The sequence below is a fragment of the Pseudomonas sp. KBN10P06128 genome (genome assembly GCF_037574945.1).
In the GTDB taxonomy this organism is placed as follows: Bacteria; Pseudomonadota; Gammaproteobacteria; order Pseudomonadales; family Pseudomonadaceae; genus Pseudomonas; species Pseudomonas aeruginosa.
The window spans coordinates 5518959-5536887 of record NZ_JBBELR010000001.1; the positions used below are offsets into that span (position 1 = coordinate 5518959).

13 protein-coding genes and 1 tRNA gene are annotated in these 17929 nt (G+C 62.6%); 5 read left to right on the top strand and 9 right to left on the bottom strand.

Translation table 11 applies throughout. The features are described 5' to 3' along the window. Nucleotides 1-26 precede the first annotated feature (26 nt). On the bottom strand, nt 27-2327 hold the full coding sequence (gene piuD, locus VQ065_RS25805) for a TonB-dependent siderophore receptor PiuD (RefSeq protein ID WP_003094598.1): 2301 nt from the start codon (nt 2325-2327) through the stop codon (nt 27-29). 217 nt (nt 2328-2544) lie between these two features. On the opposite strand from piuD, the gene VQ065_RS25810 reads away from it, so the two are divergent. The 3 genes from VQ065_RS25810 to VQ065_RS25820 all read left to right on the top strand — a co-directional run bounded on the left by VQ065_RS25810 (nt 2545) and on the right by VQ065_RS25820 (nt 5968). Then, nucleotides 2545-3225 (top strand): Fe2+-dependent dioxygenase, encoded by a 681-nt coding sequence (locus tag VQ065_RS25810; RefSeq protein ID WP_003110338.1) that lies wholly within the window; start codon nt 2545-2547, stop codon nt 3223-3225. A 2-nt stretch (nt 3226-3227) separates the two neighbouring features. Further along, complete coding sequence (locus tag VQ065_RS25815; protein WP_003094604.1) at nt 3228-4043, top strand: tetratricopeptide repeat protein; 816 nt, start codon at nt 3228-3230, stop codon at nt 4041-4043. Between the two features lie 122 nt (nt 4044-4165). Continuing rightward, nucleotides 4166-5968: a phosphoethanolamine transferase CptA gene (locus VQ065_RS25820; RefSeq protein ID WP_003094608.1), complete on the top strand. Its 1803-nt coding sequence runs from the start codon at nt 4166-4168 to the stop codon at nt 5966-5968. A gap of 55 nt (nt 5969-6023) precedes the next feature. On the opposite strand, the gene VQ065_RS25825 is transcribed toward VQ065_RS25820, so the two are convergent. The 6 genes from VQ065_RS25825 to VQ065_RS25850 all read right to left on the bottom strand — a co-directional run bounded on the left by VQ065_RS25825 (nt 6024) and on the right by VQ065_RS25850 (nt 14196). Beyond that, a complete protein-coding gene (locus VQ065_RS25825; protein ID WP_003094613.1) occupies nt 6024-6449 on the bottom strand; it encodes a VOC family protein in 426 nt (141 codons plus the stop codon). Nucleotides 6450-6564: 115 nt separating this feature from the next. After that, complete coding sequence (locus VQ065_RS25830; protein WP_003094617.1) at nt 6565-7728, bottom strand: type III PLP-dependent enzyme; 1164 nt, start codon at nt 7726-7728, stop codon at nt 6565-6567. Between the two features lie 451 nt (nt 7729-8179). After that, on the bottom strand, nt 8180-10201 hold the full coding sequence (locus VQ065_RS25835; RefSeq protein ID WP_003094624.1) for a methyl-accepting chemotaxis protein: 2022 nt from the start codon (nt 10199-10201) through the stop codon (nt 8180-8182). A 189-nt stretch (nt 10202-10390) separates the two neighbouring features. Beyond that, nucleotides 10391-11227, bottom strand: a complete 837-nt coding sequence (gene ampE / locus VQ065_RS25840) for a regulatory signaling modulator protein AmpE (protein ID WP_003094639.1) — start codon at nt 11225-11227, stop codon at nt 10391-10393. Then, a complete protein-coding gene (gene ampD / locus VQ065_RS25845; protein WP_034024111.1) occupies nt 11224-11790 on the bottom strand; it encodes a 1,6-anhydro-N-acetylmuramyl-L-alanine amidase AmpD in 567 nt (188 codons plus the stop codon). Before ampD ends, ampE begins: the two co-directional genes overlap by 4 nt. Nucleotides 11791-11940: 150 nt before the next feature. Beyond that, complete coding sequence (locus VQ065_RS25850; RefSeq protein ID WP_003094643.1) at nt 11941-14196, bottom strand: DUF1631 domain-containing protein; 2256 nt, start codon at nt 14194-14196, stop codon at nt 11941-11943. Nucleotides 14197-14481: 285 nt separating this feature from the next. Between VQ065_RS25850 and nadC the strand changes: the two genes are divergently transcribed. After that, a complete protein-coding gene (nadC, locus tag VQ065_RS25855; protein WP_003094645.1) occupies nt 14482-15330 on the top strand; it encodes a carboxylating nicotinate-nucleotide diphosphorylase in 849 nt (282 codons plus the stop codon). Nucleotides 15331-15382: 52 nt separating this feature from the next. Here the strand turns inward: nadC and VQ065_RS25860 are convergent. After that, nucleotides 15383-15458 (bottom strand) — tRNA-Thr (locus VQ065_RS25860). 75 nt (nt 15459-15533) lie between these two features. After that, nucleotides 15534-15998, bottom strand: coding sequence for a pilin (locus VQ065_RS25865; RefSeq protein WP_031630343.1), 465 nt, complete (start codon nt 15996-15998; stop codon nt 15534-15536). A gap of 229 nt (nt 15999-16227) precedes the next feature. Here VQ065_RS25865 and pilB point away from each other — a divergent pair, with 229 nt between their 5' ends. Further along, entirely contained in the window at nt 16228-17928 is a 1701-nt protein-coding gene (pilB, locus tag VQ065_RS25870; protein WP_003094647.1) for a type IV-A pilus assembly ATPase PilB, read from the top strand. Nucleotide 17929: the final 1 nt, after the last annotated feature.

Sequence of the window (17929 nt, forward strand, 5' to 3'; positions counted from 1 at the left end):
GCTTTCGTGGGGAGCGAGAGCGGCAGTCAGAAGTGGAAGTTGGTGCTGAACAGTATCGTCCTTCCAGCGGCCTGGGACGCATAGTGCGCCGCATAGGCTTTGTCGAAGTACTTCTTGTCGAACACATTCTGCACGTTCAACTGGAAATCGACGTTCTTGCTCAGTTTGTAGCTAGCCATTGCGTCATAGCGCCAGTAATCGGGGACATAGACGGTATTGCCAACGTCGCCATAGACCTTGTCGACATAGAAAGCCCCGCCGCCGATGGTGGTCTTCGGGAAGATGTCATAGGTGGTCCAGAGACTGAAGCTGTTCTTCGGCGTATTTGGCATCTCGTTGCCGTTGTTGGAAGCCGCCGATGCGTTCACATTGCCGTTACGCCCAGCCTTACCGGCATCGACCAACTCGCTGTCCAGGTAGCTGTAGCCCGCGAACACCTTCCACTTCTCGGTCAGCTTGCCGCTGGCGCTCAACTCCACGCCGTCGACGCGGGATTGTCCGGCGTTGTCGTAGGTCTGGTTGGCGACTAGGATGCGGGTATTGTCCTTGTCGGTGCGGAAGATCGCGGCACTCAGCTCCAGCCGCTCGTTGAAGAAAGCCCACTTGGTACCAAGCTCGTAGTTCGTGGTTTCTTCCGGTTCAAGGTTGTTGCTGATGGCGAACCCGTCGACAGCATTCGAGGTATCCCCATTATCGAGCATGCTACCCGGCGGCGTAGCCGAAGTGGCGTAGGACGCATAGATGCTGCCGTTGGGTACAGGTTTCCACACCAAGCCTGCCTGCCAGTTCCAGAAGCTCGACTTGTCGCTGAGTTTGGTAGCGGGTCTTACACCGTGGTTCTTCGCCGTAGTTTCGAAACTATCGAAGCGCGCGCCAATATTGACCTGCCACTGCTCGTTCAGGTCGATGGTGTCGAACGCATATATTGCCTTGGTGGTGCCGACCGTATTCAGCGGCGCATATTTCCGGGTAATACTGCCATTCCATGGATCGTGCGGATTGGGATTTTCCAGACTAGTGCAGTTATAGCCGCTAGGCGCCCCGATCAGCGATGGATTGCACTTGTTGCTGCCCAGGCCGGTATTGGTATCGACGATATACCCATCGCGCTTGCTGTCTTCTCGGCTGAACTCCAGGCCGGTGCTGAAGCTGTTCTTGAAGCCACCCAGGTAGAACTCTCCAAACAGGTCAGTTTGGTTGACTGCTGTGGTGGTGGTACTTACCCGATTGTTCTGGCGGCGCCAGACCGAGCCATTGTTGATGTTGCCCTGGCTGTCATCCGGTTGTGTCCACAGATAGTCCTGATGGCTATTGCCGTAACGCGAGGTATTGCGAATAGTGAGGCTGTCAGTCAGATCATGCTCAACGGTGATGGTACTGGTATCGATGCGGCTCTTCTGGAAATCGCGCCCCGTCAGCCCATAGAAATTGCCTCGATCAACATTCACCGGTTTGTCCGGATTGTGCTTGCTGCGATCGCTACTCTTGGCATAGGGAATGCCCGAATCCGGGGTATCGTCACTTTCCAGGTGATAATGGCTGACGGTCACTCGGGTCGGCGAGCCAAGACCGAAGGTGAGCGACGGCGCTACGCCCCAGCGACTGACATCGACTTCATCGCGGCCCGCGACATTGGCATCGTGCTTGAGAAGATTCAGCCGGAATGCCGCATTGCCATCGAGGAATTCCTGGTTGAGGTCCAGGGTGTAGCGGCGAGTCTGGTCAGAACCATAGGTGAAGCCGCCATCGATGAAGTTCCCAGCCTTGGCCTGCTTGCTGACGAGATTGAGGCTGCCGCCGGCCGAGCCCCGTCCTCCGAATGCCGAGTTAGGGCCCTTGCTGACCTCGATCTGCTCAAGGTTGAAGATCTCGCGGGTCTGTGCACCAGTATCGCGTACACCATCGACGTAAGTATCGCTTTGCGCATCGAAGCCGCGAATGAATGGCCGGTCACCGGTGGGATTGCCGCCCTCGCCCGCGCCAAAGGTAATACCTGGAACGGTACGCAGTGCATCCTGGAGAGACACGGCGGCGGTATCCTTGATCACCTGCTTTGGTACTACCGTGACGGAGCGCGGCGTATCCAAGAGCGGCGCGGTGTACTTCTTCGACGCCGAGCGGTCGACGTTGTAGGTGGTTTCGTCCTGCTGCTCGCCGACGATGGTGGCCGCATCCAGCGACAGTACGCGGTCCTTGTCGGTCTTTTTCTGCCCGGCCTCGTCGGCGTGGGCTGCCTGCGGTGCGGCGATGGCGGTGATGGCGACACCGATGGCCGAAGCCAGCAGACGTTGCGAAGAAACGGCGGTATCCGTGGACTGACGCGACATTCGAAACCCCTCCCCGGGAGCTGTGAAGGTCGCGGAATTTATTGCAGATCAGAATTGTTATCAATTATTACGGATTCGCATTCGACAGGAATTTACATTCTTTACAATTTTCTCATTACATTTTTTCCCATCTCGCTCGTCTACAATTTCTGGCGGTTTTACACGTCCAATGCAAATCAATATCATTGGCAATCATTTCGCCTTCATGGACAGCGCCATGTTGCTGCATATTCCCGCCATCTTCACCGCCGAGGAAGTCTCCCGGATCCGCGCAGCCCTGGAGCAGGCGGAATGGGCCGACGGCAAGGCGACCGCCGGCTACCAATCGGCCAAGGCCAAGCACAACCTGCAACTGCCGCAGGACCACCCGCTGGCCCGGGAGATCGGCGAAGCCATGCTGCAGCGCCTGTGGAACCATCCCCTGTTCATGTCCGCCGCCCTGCCGCTCAAGGTCTTCCCGCCGCTGTTCAACTGCTATACCGGCGGGGGCTCGTTCGACTTCCACATCGACAACGCCGTGCGCGACGTCCATGGCGGCCGCGAGCGGGTCCGTACCGACCTGTCCTCGACCCTCTTCTTCAGCGACCCGGAGGACTATGACGGCGGCGAACTGGTGATCCAGGACACCTACGGCCTGCAACAGGTGAAGCTGCCCGCCGGCGATCTGGTGCTCTACCCCGGCACCAGCCTGCACAAGGTCAATCCGGTCACCCGTGGCGCGCGCTACGCCTCGTTCTTCTGGACCCAGAGCCTGGTCCGCGAAGACAGCCAGCGCACCCTGCTATTCGAAATGGACCAGTCGATCCAGCGACTCACCCACGACGTGCCCGACCATCCCTCGCTGATCCGCCTAACCGGCACCTACCACAATCTCCTGCGGCGCTGGTCGGAACTCTGAACATGCGCCACCTGCTGCTCCGTCACGACGCACTGGACGCCGAAGATTTCGCCGCACAACTGGCCGGTACCCCGGGCGAGGTTGCCCAGGCCATCCTCGGCGCTGCGCGCGAGGGCCTGACGGAAGCCCAGGCCCTGCTCGGACAGATCCTTCTGGACGGCCAAGGCATCCAGCGCGACCCGACCCTGGCGCGGACCTGGTTCGCGATCGCCGCCGGGCACGGCCACGCAATGGCGCGCAATATGCTCGCTCGCTGCCTGGAACATGGCTGGGGCGGCCCGGCGGATCCAGCCGCGGCAGCGGTCCACTATCGGATCGCCGCCCAGGCCGGCCTCGACTGGGCCCGCTACAACCTGGCCAATCTTCACGCCACCGGCCGCGGGGTGCCCCAGGACCAGCCGCGCGCCTATGCGCTGTATCGGCAAGCGGCCGAGCAGGGCCACGCGAAATCGATGAACCTGGTGGGGCGCTACCACGAAGAAGGCCTGGTGGTCGCTCGCGACCTGGCGCAAGCTGCGCACTGGTATCGACGCTCCGCCGAGGGTGGCGATTTTCGCGGCCAGTTCAGCCACGCCGCGATGCTCAGCGCCTCGGGCCGCCATGCCGAGGCCGAAACCTGGCTCCGGCGTGCCCTCGAAGGCGGCAACCTGAACTTCCTGCGCAGCGCCCGCCATGGCCTGGAGCAGTCGGCCCACCCACCGTTCCGCAGCCTGGCGCTGGCCTACTACCGACGCGCGGCGCAGTTGGGCGACGACACCGATCGAGAGGCCCTGGAACAGGCGCTCGAACGTCACGGGCACGCACGACTGCCCGCCTGACGAACAACGCACGACCCTTTGTTCACGCCCACATAACACTTTTTTGACAAGCCTTTCCCTACCCTCGCCGTTTCATCGAGGCGAACGACGATCGCGCCTCCGATCCATCGAACGAGGCTATCGTGTCCCCCACCCCACCACGCGTTACGCGCAATCGCATCGACTGGGCCGGCCTGGGCTGGCTGTTCCTGTTCTTCTGGTTCTTCTCCGGTATCACCCAACTGCTCCTGCTGACCTCCGGCAACAGCGGTTTCTCCGGTTTCCGCAACGCCATGGTGCTGAGCACCATCTGGCTTGCGCCGGTGTTGCTGTTCCCGCGCTGGACCAAGCCGCTGGCCGCCGTCATCGGGCTGGTGCTGTGGGCCGCCTCGCTGGTCGGCCTGAGCTATTTCGGCATCTATCACCAGGAATTCTCGCAAAGCGTGATCTTCGTGATGTTCGAGTCGAACACCGCCGAGGCCAGCGAATATTTCAGCCAGTACTTCAACCCCTGGATGACCCTCGGCCTGGTGCTCTACAGCCTGGTCGCCATCCTCCTCTGGCGCCGCCTGCGCCCAGTCTACCTGCCGCGCTTCAGCGCCCTGCCGGTGGCGGTGCTGCTGATCGTCGCGACCATCGGTTATCCGTTCTACAAGCAACTGGTCAGCCAGGGCCGGCCCTTCGACGAAGCCCTGGACAAGGTCCAGGCGCGCATGGAACCGGCGGTGCCCTGGCAATTGCTGATCGGCTACCAGCAATACCGCCAGCAGCTGGGCAGCATGCAGGCGCTGTTGCAAAAGAACGCGGCCCTACCGCCGCTGAAGAACCTCGTCGATGCCAATGGCGATACGCCGCGCACGCTGGTCCTGGTGATCGGCGAATCCACGTCGCGCAAGCACATGAGCCTCTACGGCTATCCACGCGAAACGACCCCGCAGTTGGACGCAATGAAGGCCGCGAACCGGAACCTCACGGTATTCAACAACGTGGTGGCGTCGCGGCCATACACCATCGAGGTGCTGCAGCAGGTGCTGACGTTCGCTGACCAGGAGCATCCCGACCGCTTCCTCACCGATCCGTCGCTGATGAACCTGATGAAGCAGGCCGGCTACAAGACCTTCTGGATCACCAACCAGCAGACCATGACCAAGCGCAACACCATGCTGACGACCTTCGCCCAGCAGACCGATGCGCAGTTCTACCTGAACAACCAGCGCAGCCAGAACGCCAGCCAGCTGGACGGCGCGGTGCTGGCGCCCTTCGCCAAGGTGCTGGACGACCCGGCGCCGAAGAAGTTCATCGTGGTCCATCTGCTCGGCACCCACATGAACTACAAGTACCGCTATCCCGCCGACTACGCTCGCTTCGTCGACCGCCAGGGCGCCCCGGCGGCCCTCAGCGACGACCAGGTGGAGGTCTACAACAGCTACGACAACGCCGTGCTGTACAACGACTACGTGGTCTCCAGCCTGATCAAGGGCTTCGCCAACAGCGATCCGAACGGTTTCCTGGTCTACCTCTCGGACCATGGCGAGGAAGTCTTCGACGAAGCCCCGCACGACCGTCTCGGCCGCAACGAAGGCGACCCGACCCGCGGCATGTACACCGTGCCCTTCCTGGTCTGGACTTCGCCCAGCTGGCAGCAGACCCACCCACGCGACCTGCAGGCCCTGGTCGACCGACGCTACAGCAGCGAAGACCTGATCCATACCTGGTCCGACCTCGCCGGCCTCAACTATGACCTCTTCGATCCGACCAAGAGCCTGGTGAGCAACGACTTCCAGCATGAAGTCCGCTGGATCGGCAACCCCTATGCCCACAATGGCTTGCGCGACTTCGACAAGCTGCCGCTGGACAAGGCCGACGCCGGGCAGCAGGTAGCCCAGGCCGGACGACCCGCGCCAACGACGCCGCGCGCACCGTCCCGCCAGCCGAACGAAGGCTGACCGCCGCCAAAGAAAACGTCCCGCCGAGCGGGGCGTTTTTCCATCCGTAGCGCCCTCAGGGCAAGACCAGGTTGCCCTGCTCGTCGAACGGCCAGAACGGGTTGTAGGCAATTTCCCAAAGGTGTCCATCCGGGTCGGCGACATATCCGGAGTAGCCACCCCAGAACACTTCCTGCGGCATCTTGGTCGCCTGCCCGCCGGCCGCCGTAGCTGCGGAGAACAGACGGTCCACCTCGTCCCGCGAGGCGCAGTTGCAGGCCAGGGTGATAGCCGCGAAGCCGGTCGGACGATCTTCCACCTGCGCATCCTCGGCGAGGGCGCTGCGTCCGTAGAGGCCGAGGACCAGGTTACGGCCCTTGAGAAATACCACCTGCTCGTTGCCGTCCGAAGAGGGCTGCCAGCCCAGCGCCTGGTAGTAGAGAGAGGAGCGGGCCAGATCGGCGACCCCGAGGGTCACCAGGGAAACACCATTACCTGTCATGTCGGCGTCCTTGTCATGGGTTGTCGAACAAGGCTGGCACGAGCGCCGCGAGGCTTCCAGAGCGACATGAAAAAGCCCCTCCGAGGCGGGGCTCTTCGTAACAGAGGCGACTGCGCTAGAGGTAGAACGCCTTCAGCGGCGGGAAGCCGTTGAACTCCACCGCACTGTAGCTGGTGGTGTAGGCGCCGGTAGACAGCCAGTAAAGGCGGTCGCCGCTCGCCAGGTTCAGCGGCAGGCCATACTTGTAGTGCTCGTACATGATGTCGGCGCTGTCGCAGGTCGGGCCGGCGATCACCACCTCTTCCATCTCGCCCTGCTTCTCGGTCCAGATCGGGAACTTGATCGACTCGTCCATGGTTTCGATCAGTCCGGAGAACTTGCCGACGTCGGCATAGACCCAGCGCTCCACGGCGGTCCGCGACTTGCGGGCGACCAGCACCACTTCGCTGACCAAGATGCCGGCATTGGCGATCAGCGAACGGCCCGGCTCGAGGATGATTTCCGGCAGGTCGTCGCCGAAGTCCTCCTTGAGGAAGCGGATGATCTCCTCCGCATAGGTTTCCAGGTCGTTGGTCTTGGTGATGTAGTTGGCCGGGAAGCCGCCGCCCATGTTGATCATCTTCAGGACGATGCCGTCTTCTTCCTTCAGGCGCTCGAAGATCACCTTGACCTTGGCGATCGCCGCGTCCCACACCGAGATGTCGCGCTGCTGCGAACCGACGTGGAAGGAAATGCCGTAGGGCTCCAGGCCCAGCTGGCGGGCCAGGATCAGCAGGTCCATGGCCATGTCGGTCTGGCAGCCGAACTTGCGCGACAACGGCCAGTCTGCGGTAGTCGAGCCCTCGGTGAGGATACGCACGTAGACCTTGGCGCCGGGAGCGGCCTTGGCGATGTTGCGCAGGTCGGCTTCGGAGTCGGTGGCGAACAGGCGCACGCCCTTCTCGTAGAAGTAGCGGATGTCCTTGGATTTCTTGATGGTGTTGCCGTAGCTGATGCGCTCCGGACCGACGCCGGTCTTCATCACCTTGTCCAGTTCGTAGATCGAGGCGATATCGAAGTTCGAACCCTTGTCGCGCAGCAGCTCGGTGATTTCGGTAGCGGGATTGGCCTTCACCGCGTAGTAGATCCTGGCGAAGGGGAAGCAGTCGGTCAGTTGGTCGTAGGCATCGGCGATGGTTTGCTTGTCGATGACCACGAAGGGGGTTTCCTGCTTGTCGGCGAAGGCCTTCATGCGCTGGAAGGTTTCAGGGGCGAAATAATCCTCGACCTTGATGGACATGGTTGGGACTCCCAATGGCAAAACACATGGATTCGTAGGGGTGAAGCTGAACGTCTAATCCGTTTCCCCACTTTGGTTCGCCTACTTCCCAAGGCATGTCGCCGAGTATCACCTGCCTGCCGGCAGCCACCGCCTGTTCATCCTGGTAGGTCGCGCGCGTGTCCCGCGCGACAACCTGGCCGCTTGAGCAGCGGACGTCGCCTTGCCACAAGGCGATCTCTCGTCGTCAGTACTTGAGCCGGATGGATCGTTTCCAGCATGGACGTTCGGGCGCGAACTTTAGGACCAAGGGGACGCGAGATCAATAAAAAAATGCCGCGATTTCGCCTCCGCCTGTCGCACCGCCGGATTGACCTGCTCAGCCTTTACCCCATGTGCATGACAGTGGGATGTCCCCGTCCGCCCAGCGTTCAATCGGATGGACGAAAAACGTCCCGCGCAGGCCTTGTGCCTACACCCGGAACGCACCGATCAGGCGTTTCAGCTGGGTCACCTGGGCGCCCAGTTCGCGGCTGGCCCGTTCGGTCTGGCTGGCGCCTTCCGCGGTGCGCTCGCCGGCCTGGTTGATCTCGACGATGTTCTGGTCGATATCGTGGGCCACGGCGGTCTGTTGCTCGGCGGCGGCGGCGATCTGCTGGTTCTGGTCGACGATCATGCCCACCGCGCCGAGGATATTCTCCAGTGCCTGCTGCACCTGCGCCGACTCGTTGACCGTGCCATCGGCGGTATGGTGGCTGCTGCCCATCGCCTTCACCGCCGCATCGACGCCGCCCTGCAGGCGCAGGATCATCTGTTCGATCTCGGCGGTGGATTGCTGGGTGCGCTTGGCCAGCGTGCGCACCTCGTCGGCCACCACCGCGAAACCGCGCCCCTGCTCCCCGGCACGAGCGGCCTCGATCGCCGCATTGAGCGCCAGCAGGTTGGTCTGTTCGGCGATGCCCTTGATCACATCCAGCACCTGGCTGATCGAGGCGCTGTCACTGGCCAGGCGATTGATCGCCGCCACCGACTGGTCGATCTCGCCGGCCAGGCGCTGGATGCTACCCACCTGCGACTCGACCAGGCTGCGCCCACTGAGGGTTTCCTGGTTCACGCTGTTCGCGCTGCTCACCGCCATCGCCGCGCTGCGTGCCACTTCCTGGGCGGTAGCGGCCATCTGGTTCATCGCCGTGGCCACCTGCTCGATCTGGCTGCGTTGCCCGGCTACCGCCTGGTTGCTTTCGGCCGACACCGACTCGACGCGCAGGGTCTGCCGCTCGACCTCGCCGACGGTCTGGCTGACCCGCTCGATCAGGTCGTGGATCTTCGCCACCGATTCGTTGAACGATTGTCCCAGCTCGCCCAGTTCGTCACGGCTGCGGGCCTGGAAGCTGACCGTCATGTCGCCGCCGGCGACGCGCTCCATCATTCGCCCGAGATCCTTCAGGGTGGCGCGGGTGGAGACGTAGAAACCGCCGTAGAGGTATAGGATCGCGGCGAAAACCACGGCCAGCGCGGCGACTAGCAACAGCATCTGCGTGCGCACCTGTTGCAGGCGCTTTTGCAACTGGGTATCGAGATAGCCGAGAACGGCGTCGTCGAGCTGGTAGGTCTTGTCCATCGCCGCGCTGACCTGATCGTAGAACTGCGTCCACGGGGTATCCAGCGTCTCGGCCACGATCACCCGGTCCTCGAACAACTGCCCCAGGCTCTTCAGGGTCTCGCGACTGGCCTGGGCGGCCTCCTCCAGCGCCGGTGGGCTGCCGGCCAGGGACTCCTGCAGCTTCAGGCCGTACTCGCCATGCAGTTTCTCGAACTCCAGCAGCAGTTCGTCGAGCCGCGCGCTGGAGGACGAATTGAGGAAACCCTGGCCCAGGGAGTAGGCGCCGATGGCGCGCCCCTTGCTGATGGCCGCCGTCACCTCCGGCGTTATCGAGCCGACCAGCTCGCTGAGCTGGCGCACCTGGCGCTGGCTGTCCTGGCTGAGCCCGGCCTGGGCGATGAGCAACTTGATGAATACCTGTGCGCTACCGAGCAGCTTCTCCGCCCGTGCGCCCTTGCCCTGCAGGGACCCTTCGGCCTCCACGGCCTGCAAGCCGTTGAGCAACCGGTCGCGCTGGGCCTCGAATTCGGCTACCGCCGCACCATCCTCGCTGAGCGGCGCCAGCGCCTCGAGCCGCCCGCGCAGTCCCTTCTGGACGTCCGCGATGCGCGCTTCCAGATCGCCGGCCTTGCCGGACTGGCCGATGACCGCATTGATCTGCAACAGATCGTTGAGGGACTCCAGGCCACGCCGGATCTGAAGTCCGCTACCCAGCAGCGTCAAGCTCTGCAGTTCGATCCGGGTGTCGCTGAACTGGCGATAGGCATCGCGCACCAGATAGAAGCTGGTGATCAGCAGCGGCAGGAAGAACAGCACGCTGATCAGGCCGAACTTCATGCCGAAGCTGAGCCGGTTCATCAGCGCGATAGCGGGATAGAGTACGGTCTTCACCCAGACGTCTCCTGATTGTTCTTATCGTTCTGAGAGATGCCGCCGCGTGGCGACATTGACGCACGGAGTCCGCTCGGTAATGGCCTTTCGAAATCATGCGGACACGTTCACCTGTGTACCCGATATCGGCCTGGTGTTCTGTAACTTAAGGTTAACGGGGAATCGCAAGCGGATTCCCCGTCGCTACGCTCAGAGGAACAGCGCGCAGAAGGCGAACACGGCGTACCAGAGCACGGCCGCACGCACCAGCAATTGCCAGAGCGCATCCAGGCTGGCGACGCCGGCGGCACCCAGTTCGACCGCTTCGACATCGCTGGCGACCCGTCCGGCCTTGCCCAGCAGCGCGGCCGCCGAGATGTCCCAGGCCAGCAGCCAGTGCAGCAGCACGCGGATAACCGCGAGGAAGTTGCCGACCAGGGCGAAGCTCAGCACCAGCGCACGCACCGGCAACCAGTCGAGGATATGCCGGACGCGCGCCGCCTGTTCGCGCAACGCCGGCTGGCGGGCGTGCTCCAGCGCCAGTGCCAGCAGGCGATAGGCCAGGGCCGCCACCGGGCCGAGCAAGGCATACCAGAAGATCACCGCGAAGAAGCTCTGGTAGCCCTGCCAGAGCAAATGGCTGTGCACCCGGCCGATCAGTTCGCTCTCGCTGCCGCCCAGGACCCCCAGATCGCGTTCGGCGACATGGAAGGCAGCCTGGGCCTCCTCGCGCCGCCAGGCGTCGCGGAACGGCCCGAGGTCGGCCATGACGTCGCCGCGGCCGAGACTGTAGACCACCACCAGAAGATGCAGCGGAAGGCTCAACCAGCCATAGGCCAGCGGCTGCAGCAATGTCAGCAGCAGGGCCAGCGGCAGCAACGGCAGGACCACCGCGAGCAGCAGCCCCAGCCAGGAGCGGCGGGACACCGAGGGCAGGTCCTCGACCAGGCCCAGCCAGGCGAGCCAGGCGCCATCGCGCTGGATACGCCGGCGCCAGCCGGAGAACTTCTCCAGCGCAAGGGCCAGCAGCAACACCAGGAACGTCATGTTTCCTCCTTGGAATCGGTCAATCCGGCGCGGTAGCGCGACCAGTCGAAAGCCTCGCCGGGATCGGTCTTGCGCTCCGGGGCGATATCGCAGTGGCCCTGGATGCGTTCCGGGGTGATCGCCGGGAAGGCCGCGCGCAACAGCCGCGTCAGCCCGGCCAGGGCAGTGTACTGCGCGTCCGTGTACGGTTCCGTGTCGGTCCCCTCCAGTTCGATGCCAAGGGAGAAGTCGTTGCACGCCTCGCGACCGTCGAAGCAGGAAACCCCGGCATGCCAGGTGCGGTCGTGACAGGAGACGAACTGGGTGATGGCGCCGTCGCGTTCGATGAGGAAATGCGCGGAAACCGTCAGGTGGCGGATCTCCTCGAAATAGGGATGTTCGTTCGGGTCCAGGCGATTCTGGAAGAACGCCTGGACCTTGCCGGTGCCGAACTGTCCCGGCGGCAGACTGATATTGTGGATGACCAGCAGCGACACCGCGTCCCCTTGCGGACGCAGGTTGAAATTCGGTGAAGGGCAGTGGCGGACGCCACGGACCCAGCCGGTAACGGAATCGAAATGCATACGGGCTCCTGAACGAGCCCCCACTCTAATCCAGCGGCGCCGGAATGACGATCAGGCGGGCTCTGGATCGGCCGCTTCGACATGCGTCGAGGAAAGGTATTACCCGCAAGAACGAAAAGACCCGGCATCCGCCGGGTCCTCGAGAAGCGGCTAGGCGCCCTTGAGGCGCCGCAGGTTGCCGATCACCGACTCCAGGGCCCGGTCGAACAGCAAGGCATCGTCCAGCAGGCGTACCGCCTGCCGGCGAAACTCCACCGCCAGGCCCATGCGGGTCTTTTCCAGGACCTTCATCCCGGTGCGATTGACGAAGATGTAGCGACCGGTGGGCCGGATCACTGCCGCCAGCTTGCAGCGCAGCTTGTGCTCGGCGTCCTCCTGGATTTCCACCCAACTGCCGACACGCAGCGCATCGACCCGCAGCAGTGCCTCGTCGTTGTCCGGCAGGCGCACTTCGCTCTCGACAGGCGCCGGGGCGGCGTCCGGCGAGGTCAGGACAATTTCCTCGACCACCCGCAGCATGACCGGCGCCCGGGGCTTTTCCGCGGCCGTGCCCGGGGTCGCTTCGTCGAGCAGCGGGCTGTCCGCGACCGCCGCCTCGCCGCGCTTGTCGCGCTGCAGGCCCTGGACATGCAGGGTTTCCAGCTGGCTGAAGAATTCTCCGGTGGAAAACGGATCGAAGGCTGCGCTGGCCAATCCCTCGCGCAGCGCCTTGAGCAGGCCTGGCACGCGCTCCAGCAACTGTTGGCGGGACAGCGGATCATCATGCGGGCCGACGCTCCAGATCAGCTCGTCCATGGTATCCAGGGCCTCCCGCCACTCGGCCGAAGCCTTGCCATGCTTGAGGCAGATCAGCAGCATCACCTTGCTCCAGGCATCCCGCAGCAGGCGCACCACCACCTCCGGCAGGACCTTGCCGAGCAGTCGCTGGTTCAGCACCTGCTCCACGTCCTGACGAGCCAGTTCGGCCTTGGCGCGGCCTTCCTCGGCGTCGCGGGTGCGTTGCTCGAGGAGCTCGCTGCGGCGGCGCTCGTCGCCGGTGAAGGCAATGAAGTCCTCCAGCAACTCGGCGAAGATCGCCGGGTCGTCGACGAAGTCGTTCAACAGCCGCATCACGACCTGTTCGATCTTCTGGTACAGGCTGTCGCGCCGGGCATCATTGTGTTCGGCCCAGCCCAGCGACGCGGATGCGATCTCGTTGAGCAGGCGACGCGCCGGATGGCTACCGCGGCTGAAGAAGGTCTTGTCGAGCAGGGCCACCTTGAGCATCGGGATCTGCATCCGACCGATCAGGGCCTTCAGCGAATCAGGCAGGGTGCGGTCGTCGAGAATGAACTCGAACAGCATCGACACCAGGTTGATGACGTCATCGTCCACCTGGCCGACCACCCGAGAACGGCCGCTCTTGTGGCTGACCCGCTGGAGCAGTTGGTCGACCCCGTCGCGGACGTCGAACTCCGCGGCGCCAGGGCCCGGCAAGTGCTGTTGCAGGTGGGAAAGCAGGCGCATCAGGTCGTTGCTGGAAATCGGCGCGGCATTCTCAGGCGTTTCGCGACGGTAGAAGGAAGGATTGTCGCGGACCTGCGCCAGCAGTTCCTGCAGCGCGCCGAAGACTTCCTGCTGACCGCCGTCGAGCAGCGCAGCCTGTGCCTGCAGGGTCCCGGCATCGCGCACCGCTTCGGGACGGACAGCGGGCTGACGCCGCGGCAGCGCGGATTTGAGTTCCGGCAGCACGCCCGCAGCGACCAGGATCTGGTTGGCCTCGGCGTACAACTGGTCGCAATGGGCCAGGACGTACTTCTCGAACAGCTTGAGAATGATCAGCTTGACCTTGATCTCGACGCCGAGCACCTGGCAGGCATCGAGGAAAGCCGAGGTCAGCGGACGCGGAGCGAGGGGATTGCTCTTCTCGTCGACCTTCCGGCCGACCAGGGTGTTCAGGCGGGTGCTCAGGTGGGCCAGCGCGGAGGCATCGCGGCTCATCACCCGCGCCACCATCGCGTCCACCGCGACGGACTCCTCCAGTTCCTCGTTCTGTACCAGGCTGAGGCTATCGAAGGACACGGTATCCAGGGTCGGCACGGATTTGCCGGACTGTACCTGGTTGAGCGCCGAGAACTCCTCGAAGACCTTCTGCAGGTAGACCCGCTCGATACTCTTGCGCTTGAGGCGCAGGTCGCGCATGGCTTCGAAGAAAGCGTTCTGTTCGAGGTTGCTGGTGGCTCGGTCGGCCATTTCGAAGAGGGTGTCGTCGGCGTTGTCGAACAACGCCTGCAACGCCTGTTTCAGCTGCAGCGCCGCCTTGTCGCGCACCTGCACGAGGATGACCGGCAGGCGCCCCGCTCCGGCGTTCGGCGACGGCTCGGAAGCGACCCTGGTCAGGTGCACCACATTGGCATCGTTCTGCATCGGGACTCTCCTGCCACCCTCGCGGCCGCGCATGGAATGGCAAAAATCGGGCACAGAGGATCGATTGGCGTCGTCCGTAACGTCAATTTCCAGGCGTCAAAAACAAGTATCTACATTCATTATAGAGATACTTTCAAATCTAGATAGAGGGTTTTCCTATAGACATGACTCTCTTCACACAAGCGAAGGCCGATGAATGGCGGCCGTCCCGACCGGCGCCCAGGTAGGCACAGACGCCGTCCGCCGCGCTCCGTATAATCGCCCGATCTCGTACAGGAGCCCGCCATGCCTAACCTCACCCTTGCCGACCTCCAAGGCGAAATCCAGGCCAACGTCCGCACCGCCCTGGCGGAAGACGTCGGCGGCGGCGACCTTACCGCTCAGTTGATCGATCCACAGCGCGAGGCCGAGGCCCGGGTGATTACCCGCGAGCACGCGACGATCGCGGGCCGCGCCTGGGTCGACGAGGTCTTCCGCCAGGTCGATCCCCGAGTGCTGGTGACCTGGCAGGTGGAGGACGGCCAGCGAGTCGAGCCGAACCAGATGCTGTTCCAGCTAAAAGGTCCGGCCCGCGCCCTGCTCACCGGCGAGCGCAGCGCGCTGAACTTCCTCCAGCTGCTTTCCGGTACCGCCACCCGCAGCCAGCACTACGCCGACCTGGTCGCAGGCACCACGGTGAAGCTGCTCGACACCCGCAAGACCCTGCCCGGCCTGCGCCTCGCGCAGAAGTACGCGGTCACCTGCGGCGGTTGCCACAACCACCGCATCGGCCTCTACGATGCCTTCCTGATCAAGGAAAACCACATCGCCGCCTGCGGCGGTATCCATCGGGCAATCGCCGAAGCCCGGCGCATAGCACCCGGCAAGCCGGTGGAAGTGGAAGTGGAGAACCTCGATGAACTGCGCCAGGCGCTGGAGGCCGGCGCCGATATCGTCATGCTCGACGAACTCAGCCTGGACGACATGCGCACCGCCGTCGCCCTCACCGCCGGCCGTGCCAAGCTGGAAGCTTCCGGCGGAATCAACGAGAGCACCCTGCGCAACATCGCCGAGACCGGCGTCGACTACATCTCCATCGGCACCCTGACCAAGGATGTCAGGGCCGTCGACCTGTCCATGCGCCTCACCCTCTGAACGAATCGCAGGCAATAAAAAGCCCCGCCGAAGCGGGGCTTTTTTATGCGACTGGTGCCGGATAGAGGAATCGAACCCCCGACCTTCTCATTACGAATGAGCTGCTCTACCGACTGAGCTAATCCGGCTGACATTATAGCGGCGAATACGATAATGCAATCACCGCTAGATGCCAAGTCATCGATCAAAAAATCATATAGTAATCAGTCAGTACAGCCATTAGGACGGAATTTAGCATCTACGGTAGTAGCACAGCTCCAGCCACCATTAACATCACGAGTCCAGGTCAGAGTCTGGCCAGAAATAGCTGCGGATGCACCGTTACCAAAAGTCGCAATGATAGTGGTTTGAGTAGTCAGAGGATCCAGAACCTGCGGAACACCGGTATTGGTTGGCAGGGTTTGAGAAGTCTGAGAAGCACCAGTCAACAAACTGGAACCCGTCGCACCCGGGTCGCATTGACCAGCAGCAGTACCCACAGCAGTACGACCATCCTGGAGGCAGGCCTCAACTGCAGTCTTCAAGGAGCCAGCCTCTGCCATAACCCTGGAGACCTGAGAGCGAGAAACATAGTTCTGATATTGGGGAATTGCGATTGCAGCCAGAATACCAATGATCGCAACTACGATCATCAGTTCAATCAGAGTAAAACCCTTCTGTGCTTTCATGAGTATCTCCATATTGTATGTATAGGCCAAACGCCTTCCCCCAATAAAGCAGTTTGCATGCCAACCTTTCAAAGCCCTCTCTTCGCAACTTTCGCAGGCGTTTCATCACTGAACAACTCCCCTCCGCTGGCAATATGTGACACTTTTTGACATCTTGGAATCACCGGTTTGGCAGCCCCAGGCATCTGCGTTATAAGTCTCGCTCCAAGCCTTCTTCAGATGTTCCCCAATGAACGATTCCACGCCTCTCAGCGGCCTTGCCAAGCAACTGGTCCTGAACGAACTCCTCGACGAAAAGACCGCCCGCCAGGCCCAGGTGCAGGCCGCGCGCAACAAGCAGTCGCTGGTCAGCCACCTGGTCCAGGCCAAGCTGGTGCAGAGCCGGGCGTTGGTCGAGGTGGCCGCCGAGCAGTTCGGCATCGCCTATTGCGACCTGAACAGCCTGGATCGGGAAAGCATTCCGAAGGATGCCATCAGCGAGCGCCTGGTCCGCCAGCACCGCGTGTTGCCGCTGTGGAAGCGCGGCAACAAACTGTTCATCGGCCTCTCCGACCCGACCAATCACCAAGCGGTCACCGATATCCAGTTCAGCACCGGTCTCACCACCGAAGCCCTGCTGGTGGAGGACGACAAGCTCGGCGTAGCCATCGAGAAGCTCTACGAGGGCGCCATGGACGCTCTCGGCGACCTCGGCGATATCGATCTCGACGGGGTCGATGTGGGCAAGGCAGAAAGCGCCAGCCAGGAAGATTCCGGCGACGACGCCGAAGATGCCCCGGTGGTGCGCTTCGTCAACAAGATGCTGCTCGACGCCATCCGCGGCGGCTCTTCCGACCTGCACTTCGAACCCTACGAAAAGACCTACCGGGTGCGCTTCCGTACCGACGGCATGCTCCACGAGGTAGCCAAGCCGCCGATCCAGCTGGCCAGCCGCATTTCCGCGCGACTCAAGGTAATGGCCGGCCTGGATATCTCCGAACGGCGCAAGCCGCAGGACGGGCGGATCAAGATGCGCGTGTCAAAGAACAAGTCCATCGACTTCCGCGTCAACACCCTGCCGACCCTGTGGGGCGAGAAGATCGTGATGCGGATCCTCGACTCCTCCAGCGCGCAGATGGGCATCGACGCCCTCGGCTACGAAGAGGATCAGAAGGAACTTTATCTGGCCGCGCTCAAACAGCCACAGGGCATGATTCTGGTCACCGGCCCCACCGGCTCGGGCAAGACGGTTTCGCTGTACACCGGCCTGAACATCCTGAATACCACCGACATCAACATTTCCACCGCCGAAGACCCGGTGGAGATCAACCTGGAAGGCATCAACCAGGTCAACGTCAATCCGCGCCAGGGCATGGACTTCTCCCAGGCGCTGCGCGCCTTCCTGCGCCAGGACCCGGACGTGATCATGGTCGGCGAGATCCGCGATCTGGAGACTGCCGAGATCGCCATCAAGGCGGCGCAGACCGGGCATATGGTGATGTCCACCCTGCACACCAACAGCGCCGCCGAGACCCTGACCCGCCTGCTGAACATGGGCGTGCCGGCATTCAACCTGGCGACCTCGGTGAACCTGATCATCGCCCAGCGCCTTGCGCGAAAACTCTGTTCGCACTGCAAGAAAGAACACGACGTGCCGAAGGAAACCCTGCTTCACGAGGGCTTCCCGGAAGACAAGATCGGCACCTTCAAGCTGTATTCGCCTGTAGGCTGCGAAAACTGCAAAGGCGGTTACAAAGGTCGCGTCGGTATTTATGAAGTGGTTAAAAACACCCCCGCCCTGCAGCGGATTATCATGGAAGAAGGCAACTCCATCGAGATCGCCGAGCAAGCCCGCAAAGAAGGCTTCAACGATCTGCGCACCTCAGGCCTGCTGAAAGCCATGCAGGGAATCACCAGCCTGGAGGAAGTCAACCGCGTGACCAAGGATTAAC